The organism is Pseudomonas sp. ME-P-057 (assembly GCF_030208975.1).
Taxonomy (GTDB): Bacteria; Pseudomonadota; Gammaproteobacteria; order Pseudomonadales; family Pseudomonadaceae; genus Aquipseudomonas; species Aquipseudomonas lutea.
Map to the genome: position 1 here is coordinate 23,769 of NZ_JARVSX010000038.1, position 18,267 is coordinate 42,035.

17 protein-coding genes and 1 pseudogene are annotated in these 18,267 nt (G+C 59.8%); 11 read left to right on the forward strand and 7 right to left on the reverse strand.

All coding sequences use genetic code 11. The features are described from left to right. Positions 1-68 precede the first annotated feature (68 nt). The 4 genes from QRN48_RS19645 to QRN48_RS19660 form a co-directional block, all read right to left on the reverse strand. Complete coding sequence (locus QRN48_RS19645; RefSeq protein WP_191943038.1) at positions 69-1,100, reverse strand: AbrB family transcriptional regulator; 1,032 nt, start codon at positions 1,098-1,100, stop codon at positions 69-71. After that, positions 1,093-2,607: a tripartite tricarboxylate transporter permease gene (locus tag QRN48_RS19650; protein WP_191943039.1), complete on the reverse strand. Its 1,515-nt coding sequence runs from the start codon at positions 2,605-2,607 to the stop codon at positions 1,093-1,095. Before QRN48_RS19650 ends, QRN48_RS19645 begins: the two co-directional genes overlap by 8 nt. 1 nt (position 2,608) lies before the next feature. Then, positions 2,609-3,067: a tripartite tricarboxylate transporter TctB family protein gene (locus tag QRN48_RS19655; protein WP_191943040.1), complete on the reverse strand. Its 459-nt coding sequence runs from the start codon at positions 3,065-3,067 to the stop codon at positions 2,609-2,611. A 75-nt stretch (positions 3,068-3,142) separates the two neighbouring features. Beyond that, entirely contained in the window at positions 3,143-4,123 is a 981-nt protein-coding gene (locus QRN48_RS19660) for a Bug family tripartite tricarboxylate transporter substrate binding protein (RefSeq protein ID WP_037014384.1), read from the reverse strand. A 98-nt stretch (positions 4,124-4,221) separates the two neighbouring features. Between QRN48_RS19660 and QRN48_RS19665 the strand changes: the two genes are divergently transcribed. From QRN48_RS19665 to QRN48_RS19675, 3 genes and pseudogenes are all read left to right on the forward strand, one after another. Beyond that, complete coding sequence (locus QRN48_RS19665; protein WP_285352585.1) at positions 4,222-4,632, forward strand: hypothetical protein; 411 nt, start codon at positions 4,222-4,224, stop codon at positions 4,630-4,632. Next, positions 4,592-5,263 (forward strand): two-component system response regulator TctD, encoded by a 672-nt coding sequence (gene tctD, locus QRN48_RS19670; RefSeq protein ID WP_037014380.1) that lies wholly within the window; start codon positions 4,592-4,594, stop codon positions 5,261-5,263. The genes QRN48_RS19665 and tctD overlap by 41 nt, the downstream gene beginning before the upstream one ends. Next, a pseudogene (locus QRN48_RS19675) lies at positions 5,256-6,650 on the forward strand (sensor histidine kinase); the annotation flags it as partial. The gene tctD and the pseudogene QRN48_RS19675, both read left to right, overlap by 8 nt. A 34-nt stretch (positions 6,651-6,684) precedes the next feature. Here the strand turns inward: QRN48_RS19675 and QRN48_RS19680 are convergent. Beyond that, positions 6,685-7,506 carry an HDOD domain-containing protein gene (locus tag QRN48_RS19680; RefSeq protein ID WP_037014379.1) on the reverse strand — a complete coding sequence of 274 codons (822 nt, stop codon included), beginning with the start codon at positions 7,504-7,506 and terminating at the stop codon, positions 6,685-6,687. Positions 7,507-7,601: 95 nt separating this feature from the next. Then, positions 7,602-8,543 carry a CAF17-like 4Fe-4S cluster assembly/insertion protein YgfZ gene (gene ygfZ / locus QRN48_RS19685; RefSeq protein ID WP_285352589.1) on the reverse strand — a complete coding sequence of 314 codons (942 nt, stop codon included), beginning with the start codon at positions 8,541-8,543 and terminating at the stop codon, positions 7,602-7,604. 143 nt (positions 8,544-8,686) lie between these two features. Here ygfZ and QRN48_RS19690 point away from each other — a divergent pair, with 143 nt between their 5' ends. Further along, the gene (locus QRN48_RS19690; RefSeq protein ID WP_037014374.1) at positions 8,687-8,941 is read left to right on the forward strand and encodes an FAD assembly factor SdhE; all 255 of its coding nucleotides are present in this window, start codon (positions 8,687-8,689) and stop codon (positions 8,939-8,941) included. Further along, a complete protein-coding gene (locus tag QRN48_RS19695) occupies positions 8,925-9,434 on the forward strand; it encodes a protein YgfX (protein ID WP_285352592.1) in 510 nt (169 codons plus the stop codon). Before QRN48_RS19690 ends, QRN48_RS19695 begins: the two co-directional genes overlap by 17 nt. Here the strand turns inward: QRN48_RS19695 and nadB are convergent. Then, positions 9,361-10,974, reverse strand: coding sequence for an L-aspartate oxidase (gene nadB / locus QRN48_RS19700; protein ID WP_285352593.1), 1,614 nt, complete (start codon positions 10,972-10,974; stop codon positions 9,361-9,363). The two genes, QRN48_RS19695 and nadB, sit on opposite strands and share 74 nt — an antisense overlap. Before the next feature lie 492 nt (positions 10,975-11,466). Here nadB and rpoE point away from each other — a divergent pair, with 492 nt between their 5' ends. The 6 genes from rpoE to lepB all read left to right on the forward strand — a co-directional run bounded on the left by rpoE (position 11,467) and on the right by lepB (position 18,203). After that, a complete protein-coding gene (gene rpoE, locus QRN48_RS19705) occupies positions 11,467-12,048 on the forward strand; it encodes an RNA polymerase sigma factor RpoE/AlgU (RefSeq protein WP_037014368.1) in 582 nt (193 codons plus the stop codon). Between the two features lie 33 nt (positions 12,049-12,081). Further along, the gene (locus QRN48_RS19710) at positions 12,082-12,672 is read left to right on the forward strand and encodes a sigma-E factor negative regulatory protein (protein WP_037014366.1); all 591 of its coding nucleotides are present in this window, start codon (positions 12,082-12,084) and stop codon (positions 12,670-12,672) included. An 8-nt stretch (positions 12,673-12,680) separates the two neighbouring features. Further along, positions 12,681-13,643, forward strand: a complete 963-nt coding sequence (locus tag QRN48_RS19715) for a MucB/RseB C-terminal domain-containing protein (RefSeq protein ID WP_285352597.1) — start codon at positions 12,681-12,683, stop codon at positions 13,641-13,643. 292 nt (positions 13,644-13,935) lie between these two features. Then, positions 13,936-15,372, forward strand: a complete 1,437-nt coding sequence (locus QRN48_RS19720) for a DegQ family serine endoprotease (protein ID WP_502944641.1) — start codon at positions 13,936-13,938, stop codon at positions 15,370-15,372. A 170-nt stretch (positions 15,373-15,542) separates the two neighbouring features. After that, complete coding sequence (lepA, locus tag QRN48_RS19725) at positions 15,543-17,339, forward strand: translation elongation factor 4 (protein ID WP_037014357.1); 1,797 nt, start codon at positions 15,543-15,545, stop codon at positions 17,337-17,339. Between the two features lie 9 nt (positions 17,340-17,348). Then, positions 17,349-18,203, forward strand: a complete 855-nt coding sequence (lepB, locus tag QRN48_RS19730) for a signal peptidase I (RefSeq protein ID WP_037014354.1) — start codon at positions 17,349-17,351, stop codon at positions 18,201-18,203. The last annotated feature ends 64 nt before the right edge of the window (positions 18,204-18,267 follow it).

Below are 18,267 nucleotides of genomic sequence, written 5' to 3' on the forward strand. Positions count from 1 at the left end.
TCCCTATGTCAGCAGGTACATCTGCGGTCTGGTCGTATTGGATGCGAGTGAGCGTGCGCACGACAGCGTCAACCCACCCGTCGATCCCAATACCGAAACAGCGGCTCCGCCAGAAACAGCACAAACAGCAGTCTCATCACCTGCATCGCCGTCACCAGCGGCACCGACAGCTGCAGCACCTCTGCGGTCAGGCTCATTTCGGCAATCCCGCCGGGCATCATTCCCAAGGTCAATGAGCGCAAATCCAGGTGTGTCAGGGTGCTCAACCCAAGCGCGCACAACGCCGCGATGCTCATCGTCAGGGCCGTTCCCACCAGCGTGCGGCCAATGAAGGACGGCGCTCGGCGAAAGAACGCGCGGTTGAAGTGGCAGCCCAGGCCACTGCCGATCAGCCACTGCCCCAGTTGGCTGCCACCCTGGGGCAAGCCGATGTGCAGATCGAAAGTGACGCTGATGACCGCGCTGATCAATAACGGCCCGAATAGCCATGGGTTGGGTTGCTTGAGCTTTTGCCAGCCCCAGGCCACCAGCGCGCCCAACGGAAACAGCAGCATCATCCATGTCCAATCCACCACCGCTGCGTGGGAAACCGGACCACCATCGCCCATCAGGTATTTGAAGATCGCTGGAATACTCAGCACCACCGCCAGCACCCGCAGGCTTTGGCCTGCGGCGACTTTGCTGAGAATGGCGCCGTTGCGTGCGCCGAGGTTGACCATCTCGCCTGAGCCGCCGGGCATGCTGGAAAAGAACGCGGTGGCCCGGTCTTCACCAGTGCGCAGCATGAGCCACACCCCGACCACGCTCGACACGCTGGTCACCAGTGCGCCGATGAAAATCAGGCCAAAGTGGGAAAGGACTTGTTCGATGACGACGGGGGTGAAATGCAGGCCGATCCCGATGCCGACCACCCATTGGCCGCATTTGCGGCCGCCGGGTATTTCAGCCAGCTGCCAGGGGGTGAGGCAGCGCACCAGAATGATCGCCAGCAGCGAGCCGACCATCCAGGGCAGCGGCCAGCCGACCTGGCTGGCGAGAAATCCCCCCAGCAGGCCGACCAGCGGTGTGCCCCACCACGTGCGGAATGGCCGATCAGACATCGGCCAAGGTGCGGCGCTGTTTGGAGCGCTTGCGCCAGATGCGAATCAGCGGAAACACCAGCATGAAGGCCGTCACGATCCACATCCCCAGAGTGATCGGGCTCGACCAGAGGATGTCCAGCCCGCCATTGGAAATCGACAACGCGCGACGCAGGTTTTGCTCCATCAGTCCGCCAAGGATGAAACCCAGCAGGATTGGCGACAGCGGGAAATCCAGCTTGCGCAGGATGTAGCCGAAGATGCCGATGCCGACCATCAAGAACAGGTCGAAGGTGGTGGCGTGAACCGCATAGACGCCGATACCGGTGATGATCGCGATCACCGGCACCAGTGCCCAGTTCGGCACGGCCAGGATGCGGGTGAAGATGCGGATCATTGGAATGTTGAGGATCACCAGCATGATGTTGGCGACGAACAACGAAGCGATCAGACCCCAGACGATGTCCGGCTGCTGTTGGAACAACAACGGACCCGGCGTGATGTTGTACAGCGACAAAGCGCCAATCATCACTGCCGTGGTGCCTGAACCCGGGACGCCCAGAGTCAGCATCGGCACAAGTGCGCCACAGGCGGTTGCGCCAATGGCGGTTTCCGGCGCTGCGAGACCGCGCATGTCGCCCTGGCCGAATTTGCCGCTTGCTCCTGCGATGCGTTTCTCGGCCATATACGTCACGGCGCTGGCGAGCGTCGCCCCTGCACCAGGCAGTACGCCCATGATGAAGCCCATCAGACCGCAACGAATGTTGACGGCAAAGACAGAGCTGGCCTCTTTGAAGTTGAACATCATGCGTCCGGTGGCTTTGACTGCCTCCTGACCGCGATGGGTTTTTTCCAGCAACAGCAGGATTTCACTGACCGAAAACAGCCCAAGCACCAGCACGACGAATTGAATACCGTCAGCCAAGTGGATGTTGTCGCCTGTAAAACGGTACACGCCGCTGTTGGCGTCAATGCCGATGGTCGACAGAAACAGCCCGATCAGCGCGGCGACGAAGGTTTTCAGCGGCCGATCGCCCGCCATGCCGCCCAGGCAGACGATGGCGAACACCATCAGTACGAAGTACTCCGCCGGACCGAAGGCAATCGCCCATTTCGCCAGCAGCGGGGCGAACATGACCATGCCGCAGGTGGCGATCAGTGCGCCGATGAACGAGCTCCATGCCGACAGGGAAAGCGCCACGCCGGCCATGCCCTGGCGTGCCATGGGGTAGCCGTCCAGTGCAGTCATGACGGTGGAGGCTTCACCGGGAATGTTCAGCAAGATGGAGCTGATGCGACCGCCGTATTCACAGCCCAGATACACCGCCGCCAAGAGGATCAGTGCCGACTCCGGCGGCAGACCCAGGGCAAAGGCAATGGGGATCAACAACGCGACGCCATTGATCGGTCCCAGACCCGGCAACAGGCCGACGACGGTGCCAATCAGGGTGCCGGAAAGGGCAGTGACCAGGTTGTAGGGGGTCAGCGCGACGCCGAAGCCCTGGCCGAGATAGCCAAGCGTGTCCATATTATTTCTCCAGAACGTCGAGCAGGCCGAGGGGCAGGGGCACATCCATCACTTTGTCGAACAGCACGTACAGCGCGATGCTCATGAACGTGATGATCACCACACTCGCCAGCCAGCGGCCGCCGTACAAACGTGCCATGGGGATGCCGATCAGGATGCTGCTGAGCACAAAACCCAATGGCTCGAACAAGCCCGCGAACACCAGCAGCAGCACCGTGCAGATGCCGATTTTGATTAGCGTCGGGCGGTCCAGCGCCGGCTCTTCTTCGGAGTGCACGATGGGTGTCGGACGGATCGTCATGTACAGCAGCGAAATGCCCATCAGCCCAAGCATCAGCAGCGGAAACGCGCGTGGGCCGACGGGCTCGTAGGAAAACGGGGCCTGATAAGGCCAGGCCATCATTGCCAGGCCAATACACACCAGCAACAGGACCAATGAGAAAATGCGTTGTAAAACCATGGAAAACTCCCGGATCACGCCGCCGCGCAGGCGGCGTAACCCTCAGTCAATCGAGAACCTGTCGATGCGGTTCAATCACTGAATCAGCCCGAATTCCTTGGCCAGGGTTTTGTATTCGGCAACGCGGGTCTTCACGTATTTGTCGAGCTCTTCACCGGTCATGGCAAACGGGAACAGCTCACGCTGATCGCGCAGCTTGGCGAAGTCTTCCGAGGCCAGCAGCTTGTCGAATGCCGCTTTCCACCAGTTGTAGTCTTCGTCCGAGACTTTTGGCCCCAGGTAGAAGCCGCGCACCACGGGCCAGACGATGTCGTAACCCTGTTCCTTGGCCGTCGGGATGTTTTTCATTTCCGGTTCGTCCAGACGCTGCTCGGAGAACACCGCGAGCAGGCGCATGTCGCCGCTGAGGATGTGTGGCATGGAGTCGGAAATATCCGTGGAGCCCACCTGGATATGGCCGCCGAGCAGGGCGGTAGCGATTTCACCGCCGCCTTCGAGAGCGACGTAACGCAGTTCACGCGGGTTGATGCCGGCCGCCTTGGCGATCAATGCGGTTTGCATCCAGTCCTGGCTGCCGACGGTGCCGCCAGAGCCGATGACGACTTTGCCCGGGTCGGCTTTCAGCGCCTTGACCAGATCGTCGAGGTTTTTGTACGGCGAATCGGCCTTGACCGCGATGGCGCCGTAGCTGGTGCCAACGGCAGCGAGCCAGCGCACGGCGTTTTCGTCAAAACGCCCGAACTTGCCTTGGGCAAGGTTAAGCAGCGATCCGCTGGACCACGCGACCAAAGTACCGGCATCGGCCGGCCGTTGAGCGACCACTGCGTTATACGCCACCGCACCGACGCCGCCCGGCATGTAAGTCACGCGCATGGGTTTGGAAAGGATTTTTTCGTTGATCAGCGCGCTTTGCACCAGTTTGCAGGTGAGGTCGAAGCCGCCACCGGGCGAAGCCGGCGCGATGCATTCAGGACGATTGGGCTCGGCGGCCCACAGTTGGGTGGCCATCAGCATGCAGCTGGCGGCAACGCTAAGGTGGCGCAACGATAGGGTCATGGTCGGTCTCCAGGGGAGTTGTTGTTTTAGTGGGTCAGGCAATGGATCAGGCGGCAATGACACTCCATCGCACACGGCTGGAATGACGCGAAGCGGACGTGACAAAGCACCGCGCGGGTGGGCGGCGGGGCGATTCAAAAACAGAACGGGATTCAGAAGGCGCAATGGCCTGGGATTGCAGTGATGGCATCACTGGTGACTCCGATATTGTTTTTATTGTTGAAAACGCATCGAGGCGTTTTTCGTCACGATCCTGGCATCAGCGTCATGAAGCGGGGCGCAATGGTCACAAGTCGTTGCCCGATCCTAATCAGCAAAGCTTTCACCAACCTTTCAACTACCTTTCATGTAGCTTTCAGCTGATCCGTGACACGCCGGGTGGCGGCTCGATTACAGCAATCCGGGCCTTCACAGAAGACGGCGCGCCTGTAAACTCCGCTGTCATCATGCTCAATCCGGGAGAAATCGATGCGTGTCCTGCTCGTCGAAGATCATCTGCAACTGGCTGAAAGTGTCGCGCTGGCGCTCAAGAGCAGCGGCCTGACCGTTGACGTTCTGCACGACGGTGTTGCAGCCGATCTCGCGTTGAGCAGCGAAGACTACGCGGTGGTGGTCCTTGATGTCGGCCTGCCGCGGATGGACGGGTTCGAGGTGTTGGCGCGCCTGCGTGCTCGGGGCAAGAACATACCGGTGCTGATGCTGACCGCGCGCAGCGACGTCAAGGACAGGGTCCACGGTCTGAATCTTGGCGCCGACGATTACCTGGCCAAGCCGTTTGAACTGTCGGAGCTTGAGGCGCGAGTCAAAGCCCTTTTGCGGCGCAGCGTACTCGGCGGCGAGCGTCAGCAGCGCTGCGGCGAGCTGGTCTATGACCTCGATACCCGCCGCTTCACCCTCGGCGAAGAACTCCTCACGCTGACCTCCCGCGAGCAGTCGGTGCTGGAGGCGTTGATCGCCCGCCCGGGCCGCGTCATGAGCAAGGAGCAGTTGGCAGCGCAAGTGTTCGGCCTGGACGAGGAGGCCAGCGCCGACGCCATCGAGATCTATGTACATCGCTTGCGCAAGAAGCTCGACGGGCACCCGATCGCCATCGTCACGTTCCGCGGGTTGGGCTATCTGCTGGAAAGCCGGGATGCTTAATCCGTTTCCTGCAGCGGAAAACAGCCTGCGCTGGCGACTCCTGTGGAATCTGGGGTTACTGCTGGTGGTGTTGATGATCGCCAGCGGCATGAGCGCCTACTGGAACGGTCGCGAAGCCGCTGACACGGCCTACGATCGCACGTTGCTCGCCTCGGCGCGGACCATTGCCGCCGGGCTGTCGGAGCACGATGGCACCCTCAGTGCGGACGTGCCTTATGTGGCCCTGGACACGTTCGCCTACGACAGCGCAGGGCGTATTTACTACCAGGTCAACGACATCAATCAGAAGCTCATCTCCGGCTACGAAAACATCCCGCCACCGCCGCCGGGTACACCGCGCACCGACGCTTATCCGGCGCTCGCCAAGTTCTACAGCGCGCGCTATCAGGGGCAGGACATACGCGTGGTGAGCCTGCTCAAGGCGGTGAGTGAGCCCAACATGAACGGCATGGCAGAAATCCGCGTGGCCGAAACCGAAGAGGCGCGGGTGGACATGGCCCAGGCGCTGATGGCCGATACCCTGCTGCGCCTGGGCATGCTCGGCAGCGGCGCCTTGTTGCTGGTCTGGTTCACCGTCAGCGCAGCGCTGCGGCCGCTGGACCGCTTGCGCACCGCAGTGGAAGAACGTCAGCCCGACGACCTGCGTTCGCTGCCGCTGGTGGAGGTGCAGCATGAGCTGCGCCCACTGGTCAGCTCGTTGAACCACTTCACCGAAAGGCTGCGCATGCAGTTCGAACGCCAGGCGCAGTTCATTGCCGATGCTGCCCATGAATTACGCACGCCACTGGCCGCCTTGAAAGCACGGCTGGAGCTGGGCTTGCGTGACCAGCAACCCGCGGCGTGGCGCACCACGCTGGAAAGCGCAGCTTCCGGCACCGATAAACTGACCCATCTGGCCAACCAGCTGTTGTCACTGGCGCGCATCGAAAACGGTGCCCGCGCGATTGCCGAAGGCGGTGCGGAATTGCTTGACCTCAGCCAGTTGGCGCGCGAATTGGGCATGGCCATGGCGCCGCTGGCCCATGCTCAGGGCGTGGCGCTGGCGCTGGAAGCCGACGAACCGGTGTGGCTGCGCGGGGAGCCGACGCTGCTCAACGAACTGTTGAGTAATCTGGTGGATAACGCCCTGGCCCACACACCGGCGGGCGGCAACGTCATTTTGCGCGTCCATGCGCCGTGCACGCTGGAGGTCGAGGATGACGGGCCCGGCATTCCGCATCATGAGCGCGAGCGAGTATTCGAACGCTTCTACCGGCGCAACCAGCAAAGCAAGGGTTCGGGTCTGGGATTGGCCATCGTCGGAGAAATCTGCAGGGCGCATCTGGCGCGGATCACGCTGCATGACGGTGCGCAGCGGGGCTTGAAAGTGCGGGTGAGTTTCGTGGTGCCGGATTCCGGCCTGGTCGGGCAACCTGCGACGGTCAGTACAGCAGGGTCATCGCCTCGTTCATCTCGTTGATGAGCCTGCCGTCGGCCATGTTCAGGCCCAATTGCGCCACCGCCGGCAACGATTGAAACAGCATGTTCGGATAAGGCGTGCCGTTCATCTCATGGATATGGACGGTGGCGACCTGTACCAGATCCACGTAATCGGCCCTGTCCGAAACCCGGCTGAAATTCTGGAACTGGCGCGGCACGATTGCGAGCTCTTCCGGGAAATCCCACGAACGTAGCAGTCGCTCGCCGATCACCGGATGGATGCGTTCAATAACGTGGTTGAGGCTGATCGGGTCAGAAAGCAGCTCGAAGTTGTCCTCGGCGTAAGTCAGGATCGGCAGCACACCGATGAGATGGACAAGCCCGGCCAGCGTGGCTTTGTCGGCCTTCAGGCGCAGGCTGCGGTAGCTGAGAACATTGCTCACTCCGGCAACCTGCATGCTGAGTTTCCAGATGTCGCGCATTTTGGTTTCGATGACGTCGGATTTGGCGTGAAACATTTGCTCCACAACCAGCCCGATCGCCAGGTTGCAGCTGTAGTTCACGCCCAGCCGTCGAACCGCAGTGAGCACGTCGCTGACTTCAAAGTTGGGCCGTAGCAGCGGGCTGTTAACGACCTTGATCAGCCTTGCCGACAGTGCCGTGTCACTGCCGATGACCTTACTCAGCGCAGCGATGGAGATTTCCGAGTCCTCTGCCGCGAGGCGGATCTTCAGCGCAACTTCGGGGAGGGTTGGCAGAAACAGAGCATCCTTGTCGATCGCCTTGATCAGATCCCTCTGCACTTCGTCAGCCATGCTACTCATATTGGTTCTCTGGGAACTGCATTCCGGCCAGCAGCCGGCCACTCTGTGGCCCGGCGCTGGTAACTACGCTGACGTCTAAGGTAATGCGAACTCGCTCAACGCTGTGTTTCGAGCTTGGAGTCGAGCGTGTATGGCAAGTCGCTCATGTGCAGGGGCTCGCCGTCTGCCGCGCCAAGATGGAGATTGCCATCCTCTGCAGCATCAGCTTGCAAGACGGCGAGCAGCTCGATCCCGACATCAGACCGGGCCGCGACCACAACGTTGCCCACGGCACTCGAATGCACCGGTGAAAACAACGCGGTGCCCGGCTCCGGCAGCTCACCGGCAGCCATGGTCAGTCGATACAGCCGGCGTTTCAGTTTGCCCAGGTATTGCATGCGGGCAACGATTTCCTGGCCGGTGTAGCACCCTTTTTTGAAACTGACGCCACCCACGGCTTGAAGGTTGATCATCTGCGGGATGAATTCTTCGCGCGTCTGACCAAACACCTGGCCGATACCCGCGTGAATCTGCCCCAACAGCCAGTCATTGAGCGATGCTTCAGGCAAGTGCCCGGCCAGGCGCGTACGTACGTCATCGCCCTGTTCAACACGTACCCACAGCTCGGCGCGGGCAGGGGAAACGCGGATGGCGATGAGCTCATTGGCGCGAGCGACCGAATCAGTCGCTTGTGCGAGGTCCAGTCCCAGGCTGACCAGGGCGCTGTCAGCGTCCTGCAAGCCGAATCGCACCCAAGAGGCGCTTTCATCGGTCAGCTTCGACTTGGAGAACACCGCGTACTTCTTCAGGTCCAGCAATTGCGCGTCAATCAGCTCGCTGGCCATCGCCAGCAGCACGCCGTCGCCTTGAAGCAGGATGCGGAAGCTGGACTGCATCCGGCCTTTTTGCGTGCAGCGGGCTCCAAGAGTCGCCTTGGCTTCGCTCAGATAATCGATGTTGCAAGTCAGTTGACCTTGCAGGAATTTGCCGGCATCCGCGCCGCGAACGGCGAGCACACCTTCATGGGACAGGGGGCAGAAAAATGCTGGAACGGCCATGAGTCATCGCAGGGGTAGAAGTCTGGGGCACCATCATAGTGCCGCCTGCCGTTATTGGGTATACGCAAAAAGCTGCGACTAACTGCAAGTACGCCCCAGGACGATGCGCCTGTATACTCGCCGGCAAATTCGAGGAGCCCTCCATGGTCGAAGATGTAGAACTCAATCGCCTCTTTTGGCACAGCCGTCGCGGCATGCTGGAGCTGGACGTATTGCTGGTGCCATTCGTCAAAGAAGTCTATCCGACGCTCAACCAGCTTGATCGCGACCTCTATGTACGCCTGCTGACCTGTGAAGACCAGGACATGTTTGGCTGGTTCATGCAGCGCGCCGAATCGGAAGATCCCGAGCTGCAACGCATGGTTCGGATGATCCTGGACCGTGTCCAGCCGAAGTAATCACTTCGAATGCCGCTGGCAGCCCTCTCGGGGGCTGCTGGCGGCCTATCTGTCGGCGCAAGTCCTTGCGCTGACCTCCATCACCCTCTTGTCGATTCCCCTGTGGGCCAAGGCCATTGGCGTGCTGTTGAGTGCATTGCACGCTTCTCGCTGTCTGCGCCCGCTGATTCTTCTGAACCAAGGCACCTCTTTTACCGGCCTGCGTCGGGACAGCGGCGGTTGGTCGCTGTGGAGCGAGGAGGGCGGGTGGGAACCGGTGCAATTACGCCCCGACAGCCTCGCGCTTGCGCACATCGCGTTGCTGCGTTTCAGGCGAGTCACCAGCCCCTGGCCAAGCCGTTTATGGACGCGCAGCCTGTGTATTCCGGCGGACGCGATGACAGCGCAAGCTCATCGGCGCCTGCGTCTTCGGTTGAAGTTCAGCCGGCGAAGGTGGGCGGCACCAGAACAGTGTCCCGCGCCTCGGGCAGCAGGTCGGGGTAATCCAGCGTGAAGTGCAGACCACGGCTCTCCTTGCGTGCCATTGCCGAGTCGATCATCAGCTCTGCCACCTGCGCCAGGTTGCGCAATTCGATCAGGTCGCGGCTGACTTTGTAGTTGCTGTAGAACTCGTCAATTTCGTCCAATAACAGGCGCACCCGGTGCCGGGCGCGCTGGAGGCGTTTGTTGGTGCGCACGATACCCACGTAATCCCACATGAACCGGCGCAGCTCATCCCAGTTGTGCGCGATGATCACATCTTCGTCCGAATCGGTTACCTGGCTCGAATCCCACGCCGGAAGAGCGCCCGGATGAGCGACATCTTGCAGTTGCGTCACAATGTCGGCCGCTGCCGAGCGGGCATACACGAAGCACTCGAGCAGCGAGTTGCTGGCCATGCGGTTGGCGCCATGCAGCCCGGTAAAGCTGGTTTCGCCAATTGCATACAACCCCGGCACATCGGTGCTCCCGTGCTGATCGACCAGAACGCCCCCACAGGTGTAATGCGCGGCCGGGACGACGGGAATCGGCTGGCGCGTAATGTCGATACCGAAGGTCAGGCAGCGCTCATACACGGTGGGAAAGTGACTTTTGATGAAGGCTTCGGGCTGGTGGCTAATGTCCAGGAATACGCAATCAGCCCCCAGGCGTTTCATTTCGTAATCGATGGCCCGGGCCACAATGTCACGTGGCGCCAACTCGGCCCTTGGATCAAAGCGCTGCATGAAGCGCTCGCCGTTTGGCAGCTTTAGATAAGCACCCTCGCCACGCAGGGCCTCGGTAATCAGAAAGCTTTTGGCTTGCGGGTGGTACAGGCATGTAGGGTGGAACTGGTTGAACTCCAGATTGCCTACCCGGCAGCCCGAGCGCCAGGCCATGGCGATACCGTCCCCGCAGGCGCCATCAGGGTTGCTGGTGTACAAATAAACCTTCGCCGCCCCGCCGCAGGCCAGTACTGTAAAGCGTGCGCTGTGCGTGTCGACTTCGCCGGTCGATCGATCCAGCACGTAAGCGCCTAGACAGCGAGTGCCCTCAAGGCCCAGCTTCGGCTCGGTGATCAGGTCAACAGCGACGCGCTGTTCCAGCAGTTCGATATTGGGGCGTGTCTGGGCTTGCGCCAGCAAGGTGCGGAAAATTGCCGCGCCCGTGGCGTCTGCGGCATGAATGATCCGGCGGTGGCTGTGCCCGCCCTCGCGGGTGAGATGGAACTCGAACCCGCCGTCTGCAACGGGCGGGTCATCCCGGGTAAACGGAACGCCGAGGTCAATCAGCCACTGGATCGCCTCGCGGCTGTGTTCGACGGTGAACCGTACCGCGTCCTCATTGCACAGGCCGCCACCGGCATTGAGGGTATCCTCCACGTGGGACGCCACGGTGTCGGCAGTGTCCAGCACCGCCGCAACGCCACCTTGAGCCCAGAATGTCGAGCCGTTGGCCAGATCGCCTTTGCTCAGGACCGCTATGCGCAGATGGTCGGGCAGCGTCAACGCGAGACTCAATCCGGCCGCGCCGGAGCCTATTACCAATACATCATGCTGGAAATGCTGACTCATTTCTGATTCCAGAGTCTAAATGGCCACTAGTATAAGCAAGGGTGGAACGGCACAATGGCCCCGCTTTATGGCAAGCGTGATTCACAGTGGGAGCGAATTGTGCGCTACCCGCGGCATCCTGCACATCGTTTGAAGGAGGTAACCTTTCCTACTGCTCCATATGGATTGGGTCCTACAACGAAAGAATGAGTGTCTTACGCCCGATAGTGAGCGGGGGGAACTTTTCAGAGCGCCACACGTTCAATAGTGGGTTGCCCATAAAGGAACACGTCGGCGTTGCGCGGTGGCGGTTGTCAGCCAATACGAACGCATTCGACGACAAGATTATTTACGCAGCCGACCTGGTTCGAGCGGCGTTTTCCGCGCGGGTTGCAGATGTTCGCCGGAAACTTGCTTGAAGGGGGGAGAACTTTTGCTAAAAGCCCGAGTCTATGTTTGCAAGCCTGCGAAAGAGCCGATGCGATGCTCCTTTAAGCTTTATGAGGAGTGTTCATGCTAACCCAGGAAGAAGATCAGCAGCTGGTTGAACGCGTACAGCGCGGCGACAAGCGAGCGTTTGATCTGCTAGTGGTGAAATATCAGCACAAGATTCTTGGGTTGATCGTGAGATTTGTCCACGACACCCACGAAGCCCAAGACGTTGCGCAAGAGGCGTTCATCAAAGCCTACCGCGCCCTTGGAAACTTCCGCGGCGACAGTGCGTTTTATACCTGGCTGTACCGCATCGCCATTAACACGGCGAAGAATTATCTGGTATCGCGCGGCCGGCGTCCGCCGGACAGCGATGTCAGGTCCGAAGACGCGGAGTTCTATGATGGCGATCACGGCCTCAAGGACATCGAGTCCCCGGAACGTGCATTGTTGCGGGATGAGATCGAGGGCACTGTCCACCGGACCATCCAGCTACTGCCAGAAGATTTGCGTACAGCTTTAACATTGCGTGAGTTCGACGGTCTGAGTTACGAAGACATTGCCAGTGTCATGCAATGTCCGGTTGGTACCGTGCGCTCTCGCATTTTCCGCGCTCGGGAAGCCATCGATAAAGCCTTGCAACCTCTGTTGCAGGAAACCTGAGACAGCGGCGATAGCCACAAGAGAGGAACCGCCATGAGTCGTGAAGCCCTGCAGGAATCGCTGTCCGCGGTGATGGATAACGAAGCGGACGAATTGGAACTGCGTCGCGTGCTTAGCGCTATTGAAGATGCCGAAGTCCGTGCAACCTGGTCCCGTTATCAGATCGCACGTGCAGCGATGCACAAAGAGCTGCTTATCCCTCATCTGGATATGTCCGCCGCTGTTGCGGCTACCATTGCCGACGAAGTCAGCCCACTCAAGGCGGGTCGTGGTCCCTGGCGCACATTGGGACGCCTCGCCGTCGCAGCGTCGGTGACCGTTGCCGTTCTCGCGGGCGTACGTCTTTACAATCAGGACGAGATTGCAGGCGCACAGTTGGCGCAGCAATCGCCGCAGTCGACCAACATTGCAATGCCGCAGGCCAAAGGTCCGGCGGTGCTGGCAGGCTACACCGAGGGCGAACAGTCTCCGGGTCCCATGGCCAACGGTGTGTTGCAGAATCAGGCCGGTTGGCATGACCAGCGTTTGCCAGGTTATCTGCGTCAGCACGCTCAGCAGGCTGCAATGAAAGGCGCAGAAGGCGCATTGCCTTACGCTCGTGCTGCAAGTCTGGAAGACCGTTAAGGAGGACCATGCGCGCCATCCCTCTAGTGCCGCTTCTGCTTGGATGGCTGGCTCTCCCGGCACATGCCGACGATGCGCAAGACCGGTTGAACCGTCTTGCGCAAGCCGAGCATCAGCAAAGCTACACCGGCACCTTCGTTTACGAGCGTAACGGTAGTTTTTCCACTCACCGAATCTGGCAACGGGTTGCCGATGGCAAGGTTCGTGAGCATCTTCTCCAACTCGATGGCTCACCTCAGGAAGTCCTGCGCGTCAATGGGGTCACCCAGTGCGTGAGCGGTACCCTTGAGGCCGGCGTATCCAGTGTTCCCGATTCTCCTGCGCGTGCCTTTGACGCGGCCAGATTGTCATCATGGTATGACATCAAGGCAGCGGGCACTTCACGCGTCGCCGGACGCAACGCGAATGTGGTGACGCTGACTCCCAAAGACCAGCACCGCTACGGGATCGAGTTGCATCTGGACAGCGAAACCGGCTTGCCACTGAAATCTCTCCTGCTAAGCGAAAAGGGGCAGTTGCTTGAACGCTTTCAGTTCACCGACTTCAGTGCGTCGCAGCCCCCCACCGAGCAGATGCTGACGCCCAGTGCCGATTGCAATGCGGTGCAGACAGTCACCGCAAAAATGGATAACGCGAGGCAGAAGGTCGGCTGGCGATCCGATTGGCTACCGCCGGGCTTTGACTTGAGCAGTTCTGCAAGCCGCAAGGATCCAGATACAAAGAATCAGGTGACGAGTTTGATGTACGACGATGGGCTGGCGCGTTTCTCGGTGTTCGTTGAGCCGGTCAGCGGTGCGGCGGTTACTGACATCCGTACGCAGCTTGGTCCCACTGTTGCCGTGTCTCGAAAGGTCACGACCCAGAAGGGCGAGGCGATGGTGACCGTGGTCGGAGAGATTCCAATTGGCACAGCCGAGCGTATCGCGTTGTCAATGCGCGACGATGCAGCGGCAGCCACCAGCACAAACTGATGATGCCGGCCGCCGGTGCCCACTGTGAAAAAGGTTTCATTTGGGGCGTGCCCCGTCTGCGGCCTTTAGATCCGGGCTCTGCCGGCCCTTCTGAAATGTGTAGTGGGGTTTGTCAGTTGCAATCAGACGTGTTTTTTTCTATAGGTCACAGCTTCCCAGCTGTGGCCTTTGTTGTTTTAGGGCCCAGGCAACTGGAACAGATGCAGGCGGTGCGGAGATATGCTGCACACGACTGCTTCGCGAGCCCATGGGCTCGTACCGCTTAATCATGCTCGTTGTACACGGGAGCCATATGTCGATACCACGTTTGAAACCTTATCTGGCCTGGATGGCCGCTGTGCTGATGCTGGGGCAGGCCATCACCGCCCAGGCCGAAGCCTTGCCGGACTTCACCACGCTCGTGGAGCAGGCTTCCCCTGCCGTCGTCAACATCAGTACCCGGCAGAAGTTGCCGGATCGTGCCGTCGCACAGGGTCAAATGCCTGACCTTGAAGGCCTGCCACCGATGCTGCGCGAATTCCTTGAACGCAGCACGCCACCGGGCTCTCGTGCGCCTGGCGGTGGCAAAGGCGATCGTCAGCGTGAAGCGCAGTCGCTGGGCTCAGGCTTCATCATTTCAGCTGATGGCTTCATTCTCACCAACAATCACGTTATCGATGGTGCCGACGAGATTCTCGTGCGGCTTTCCGATCGCAGCGAGATGAAGGCCAAACTGATCGGTACTGACCCGCGCACTGATGTGGCCGTCCTGAAAATCGATGGCAAAGACTTGCCCACCGTCAAGCTGGGTAACTCCGACAAGCTGAAGGTGGGCGAATGGGTTCTGGCCATCGGCTCGCCATTCGGCTTCGATCACTCAGTGACCAAGGGCATTGTCAGTGCCAAGGGCCGCAGTCTGCCCAACGACACGTACGTCCCCTTCATTCAGACCGACGTAGCGATCAACCCGGGTAACTCGGGCGGGCCGCTGTTCAACATGACGGGTGAAGTGGTGGGCATCAACTCACAGATCTTCACGCGGTCAGGCGGCTTTATGGGCCTGTCGTTCGCGATCCCTATCGACGTAGCCATGGACGTTGCCAACCAGCTCAAGGCGAGCGGCAAGGTCAATCGCGGCTGGCTTGGGGTCGTGATTCAGGAAGTGAACAAAGACCTGGCCGAATCCTTCGGTCTGGACAAACCGGCGGGTGCTCTGGTTGCCCAGGTGCTTGACGACGGGCCGGCGGCCAAAGGCGGCTTGCAGGTGGGTGACGTGATCCTGAGCGCCAATGGCACTCCGATCATCATGTCTGCGGATCTGCCACACCTTATCGGTAATCTGAAAGACGGCAGCAAGGCCGAGCTTGAGGTGATCCGCGACGGCAAACGGCAGAAACTCACTGTGACTGTCGGCGCGTTGCCTGCAGAGGGTGAGGAGATGGGCGCGGCAGATGCCGGTGTCGAGCGCAGCAGCAATCGACTGGGCGTTTCGGTCGTGGACCTGACCGCCGAGCAGATGAAATCGCTGGACCTCAAAGGCGGCGTTGTCATCAAGGATGTTCAGGACGGTCCAGCTTCCTTGATCGGGTTGCAGGCAGGTGATGTCATCACCCACCTGAACAACCAGGCCATCACTTCGTCGAAGCAGTTCACTGAAGTGGCGAAAGGGCTGCCGAAGAATCGCTCGGTGTCCATGCGCGTTCTGCGTCAGGGCCGCGCGACATTCATCACGTTCAAGCTGGCCGAATAACAGGTCACGATGAACAAGAAGGAGCGGTTGATCCGCTCCTTTTTTTATGCCCGAAACTGCACGCCGCCTGGCCTCTGCGTGTGAACGTGACGCCTGAACGTTCCTTCAGGTACAATTCCCGGCTATTTTTGGCGGGCAGTCTGCCTGCAACCTATTTCGAGTGTTGATCCGTGAGTGATTTGAGTCATATCCGCAATTTCTCCATCATCGCCCACATTGACCATGGCAAGTCGACGCTGGCTGACCGGTTCATCCAGATGTGCGGCGGCCTGTCCGAGCGCGAGATGGAAGCCCAGGTGCTGGACTCCATGGACCTGGAGCGCGAGCGCGGAATCACGATCAAAGCCCACAGCGTCACTCTGTACTACAAGGCGAAGGACGGGATCACCTACCAGCTCAACTTCATCGACACCCCTGGTCACGTTGACTTCACGTATGAAGTCAGCCGCTCGCTGGCGGCATGTGAGGGTGCGTTGCTGGTGGTTGATGCGGGTCAGGGCGTCGAGGCCCAGTCCGTCGCCAACTGCTATACCGCCATTGAGCAGGGCCTGGAGGTGATGCCGGTCCTGAACAAGATCGACCTGCCACAGGCCGATCCCGATCGCGTCAAGGAAGAAATCGAAAAGATCATCGGCATTGACGCTACCGACGCGGTGGCCTGTAGCGCCAAGACAGGGCTGGGCGTGGACGAAGTGCTCGAACGTCTCGTTCACACCATTCCCGCGCCGACCGGCAACATCGAAGACCCGCTGCAAGCCCTGATCATCGACTCCTGGTTTGACAACTACCTGGGCGTTGTCTCGCTGGTGCGAGTACGTCATGGTCGGGTCAAGAAGGGCGACAAGATCCTGGTCAAGTCGACCGGCAAGATGCACCTGGTCGACAGCGTGGGTGTGTTCAACCCCAAGCACACGGCCACCGTTGATCTGAAAGCCGGTGAAGTAGGTTTCATCATTGCCGGCATCAAGGACATTCACGGCGCGCCTGTGGGTGACACCCTGACCCTCAGCACTACTCCGGACGTCCCGGTGTTGCCCGGCTTCAAGCGAATCCAGCCGCAGGTCTACGCCGGTCTGTTCCCGGTCAGCTCCGATGACTTCGAAGACTTCCGCGACGCGTTGCAGAAGCTGACCCTGAATGACTCGTCGCTGCAATACCTGCCGGAAAGCTCCGACGCACTGGGCTTCGGTTTCCGCTGCGGCTTCCTGGGCATGCTGCACATGGAGATCATTCAGGAGCGCCTGGAGCGCGAGTACGACCTGGACCTGATCACCACCGCACCGACCGTAATCTTCGAGCTGCTGTTGAAGACCGGTGAAACCATTTACGTCGACAACCCGTCGAAACTGCCAGACCTCTCGACCATCGAAGACATGCGCGAGCCGATCGTGCGGGCGAATATCCTTGTGCCTCAAGAGCACCTGGGCAACGTCATTACGTTGTGTATCGAGAAGCGCGGCGTTCAGCACGACATGTTGTTCCTCGGTACGCAGGTGCAAGTCACCTACGATCTGCCGATGAACGAAGTGGTACTGGATTTCTTCGACCGTCTGAAGTCCACCAGCCGTGGTTACGCGTCGCTGGACTATCATTTTGATCGCTACCAGTCGGCCAATCTGGTTCGTCTGGATGTGATGATCAACGGCGACAAGGTCGACGCCCTGGCGCTGATCGTGCACCGTGACAACGCAGCCTATAAGGGCCGCGCGCTGACCGAGAAGATGAAAGAACTGATTCCTCGTCAGATGTTCGACGTGGCAATTCAGGCCGCTATTGGCGGTCAGATTATCGCGCGCACCACTGTCAAGGCGCTCAGAAAGAACGTACTGGCCAAATGTTATGGCGGCGACGTCAGCCGTAAGCGCAAGCTGCTTGAAAAGCAGAAGGCCGGTAAGAAACGCATGAAGCAGGTCGGCAATGTGGAAATTCCACAAGAAGCTTTCCTTGCAGTGCTCAGGTTGGAATAGTCAGGCCCTATGTCACTAAATTTCCCGCTGTTGCTGGTCGTCGCCGTGTTTGTCTGCGGTTTGCTGGCCCTGTTCGATCTGATCATATTGGCCCCGCGTCGCCGCAACGCGATAGCGAACTATCAGGGCAGCGTGAGCCAGCCTGATGTCGCGGTCGTCGAGCGGTTGAACAAGGAGCCGTTTCTCGTCGAGTACGGCAAGTCGTTCTTCCCGGTGTTGTTCATCGTTCTGGTGCTGCGTTCGTTTCTGGTTGAGCCGTTCCAGATCCCTTCGGGTTCGATGAAGCCAACGCTGGACGTGGGCGACTTCATTCTGGTCAACAAGTTTTCGTATGGCATCCGCCTCCCGGTGATCGACCTCAAGGTCATCCCTGTGGGTGATCCGCAGCGCGGCGACGTGATGGTGTTCCGCTACCCGAGCGATCCCAACGTCAACTACATCAAGCGTGTAGTCGGTCTGCCGGGGGACGTGATTCGCTACACCAACGACAAACAGCTCTACGTTAATGGGCAGTTGGTGGCCAAGCAGTTGATCGGTTCGGAGCCGGGAACGCTGGGCAGTGCTGAACTGTACAACGAGAAGCTTGGCGAGGTGGAACATCAGATCCGTCAGGAGATGACCCGTTATCGCGCCCCGCCGGATCATGAATGGACGGTTCCGGCCGCTCACTATTTCATGATGGGCGACAACCGCGACAACTCCAACGACAGCCGTTACTGGGACGACCCCAATATTCCCAAGGACGAGCTGGGGATGGTCCCTGACAAGAACATCGTGGGGAAGGCCTTCGCGGTATGGATGAGCTGGCCTGAACCCAAGCTCAGCCACTTTCCGAACTTCTCGCGAGTCGGTCTGATCAAGTAATCGATGCGGCGCTACCACTGGCAGCGCCGTATGTCATTCAGGGCCATGTTGCGTGGCGGATCTT

Bases quoted from the DNA above. Each gene is read 5' to 3' on its own strand.
- QRN48_RS19690 (WP_037014374.1), top strand. From the start codon at position 8,687: ATGGTCGAAGATGTAGAACTCAATCGCCTCTTTTGGCACAGCCGTCGC.
- nadB (WP_285352593.1), bottom strand. From the start codon at position 10,974: ATGAGTCAGCATTTCCAGCATGATGTATTGGTAATAGGCTCCGGCGCG.
- lepB (WP_037014354.1), top strand. From the start codon at position 17,349: ATGTCACTAAATTTCCCGCTGTTGCTGGTCGTCGCCGTGTTTGTCTGC.
- QRN48_RS19655 (WP_191943040.1), bottom strand. From the start codon at position 3,067: ATGGTTTTACAACGCATTTTCTCATTGGTCCTGTTGCTGGTGTGTATT.
- QRN48_RS19710 (WP_037014366.1), top strand. From the start codon at position 12,082: ATGAGTCGTGAAGCCCTGCAGGAATCGCTGTCCGCGGTGATGGATAAC.
- QRN48_RS19645 (WP_191943038.1), bottom strand. From the start codon at position 1,100: ATGTCTGATCGGCCATTCCGCACGTGGTGGGGCACACCGCTGGTCGGC.
- QRN48_RS19720 (WP_502944641.1), top strand. From the start codon at position 13,936: ATGTCGATACCACGTTTGAAACCTTATCTGGCCTGGATGGCCGCTGTG.
- tctD (WP_037014380.1), top strand. From the start codon at position 4,592: ATGCGTGTCCTGCTCGTCGAAGATCATCTGCAACTGGCTGAAAGTGTC.
- QRN48_RS19680 (WP_037014379.1), bottom strand. From the start codon at position 7,506: ATGAGTAGCATGGCTGACGAAGTGCAGAGGGATCTGATCAAGGCGATC.
- QRN48_RS19715 (WP_285352597.1), top strand. From the start codon at position 12,681: ATGCGCGCCATCCCTCTAGTGCCGCTTCTGCTTGGATGGCTGGCTCTC.
- QRN48_RS19660 (WP_037014384.1), bottom strand. From the start codon at position 4,123: ATGACCCTATCGTTGCGCCACCTTAGCGTTGCCGCCAGCTGCATGCTG.
- rpoE (WP_037014368.1), top strand. From the start codon at position 11,467: ATGCTAACCCAGGAAGAAGATCAGCAGCTGGTTGAACGCGTACAGCGC.
- ygfZ (WP_285352589.1), bottom strand. From the start codon at position 8,543: ATGGCCGTTCCAGCATTTTTCTGCCCCCTGTCCCATGAAGGTGTGCTC.
- QRN48_RS19650 (WP_191943039.1), bottom strand. From the start codon at position 2,607: ATGGACACGCTTGGCTATCTCGGCCAGGGCTTCGGCGTCGCGCTGACC.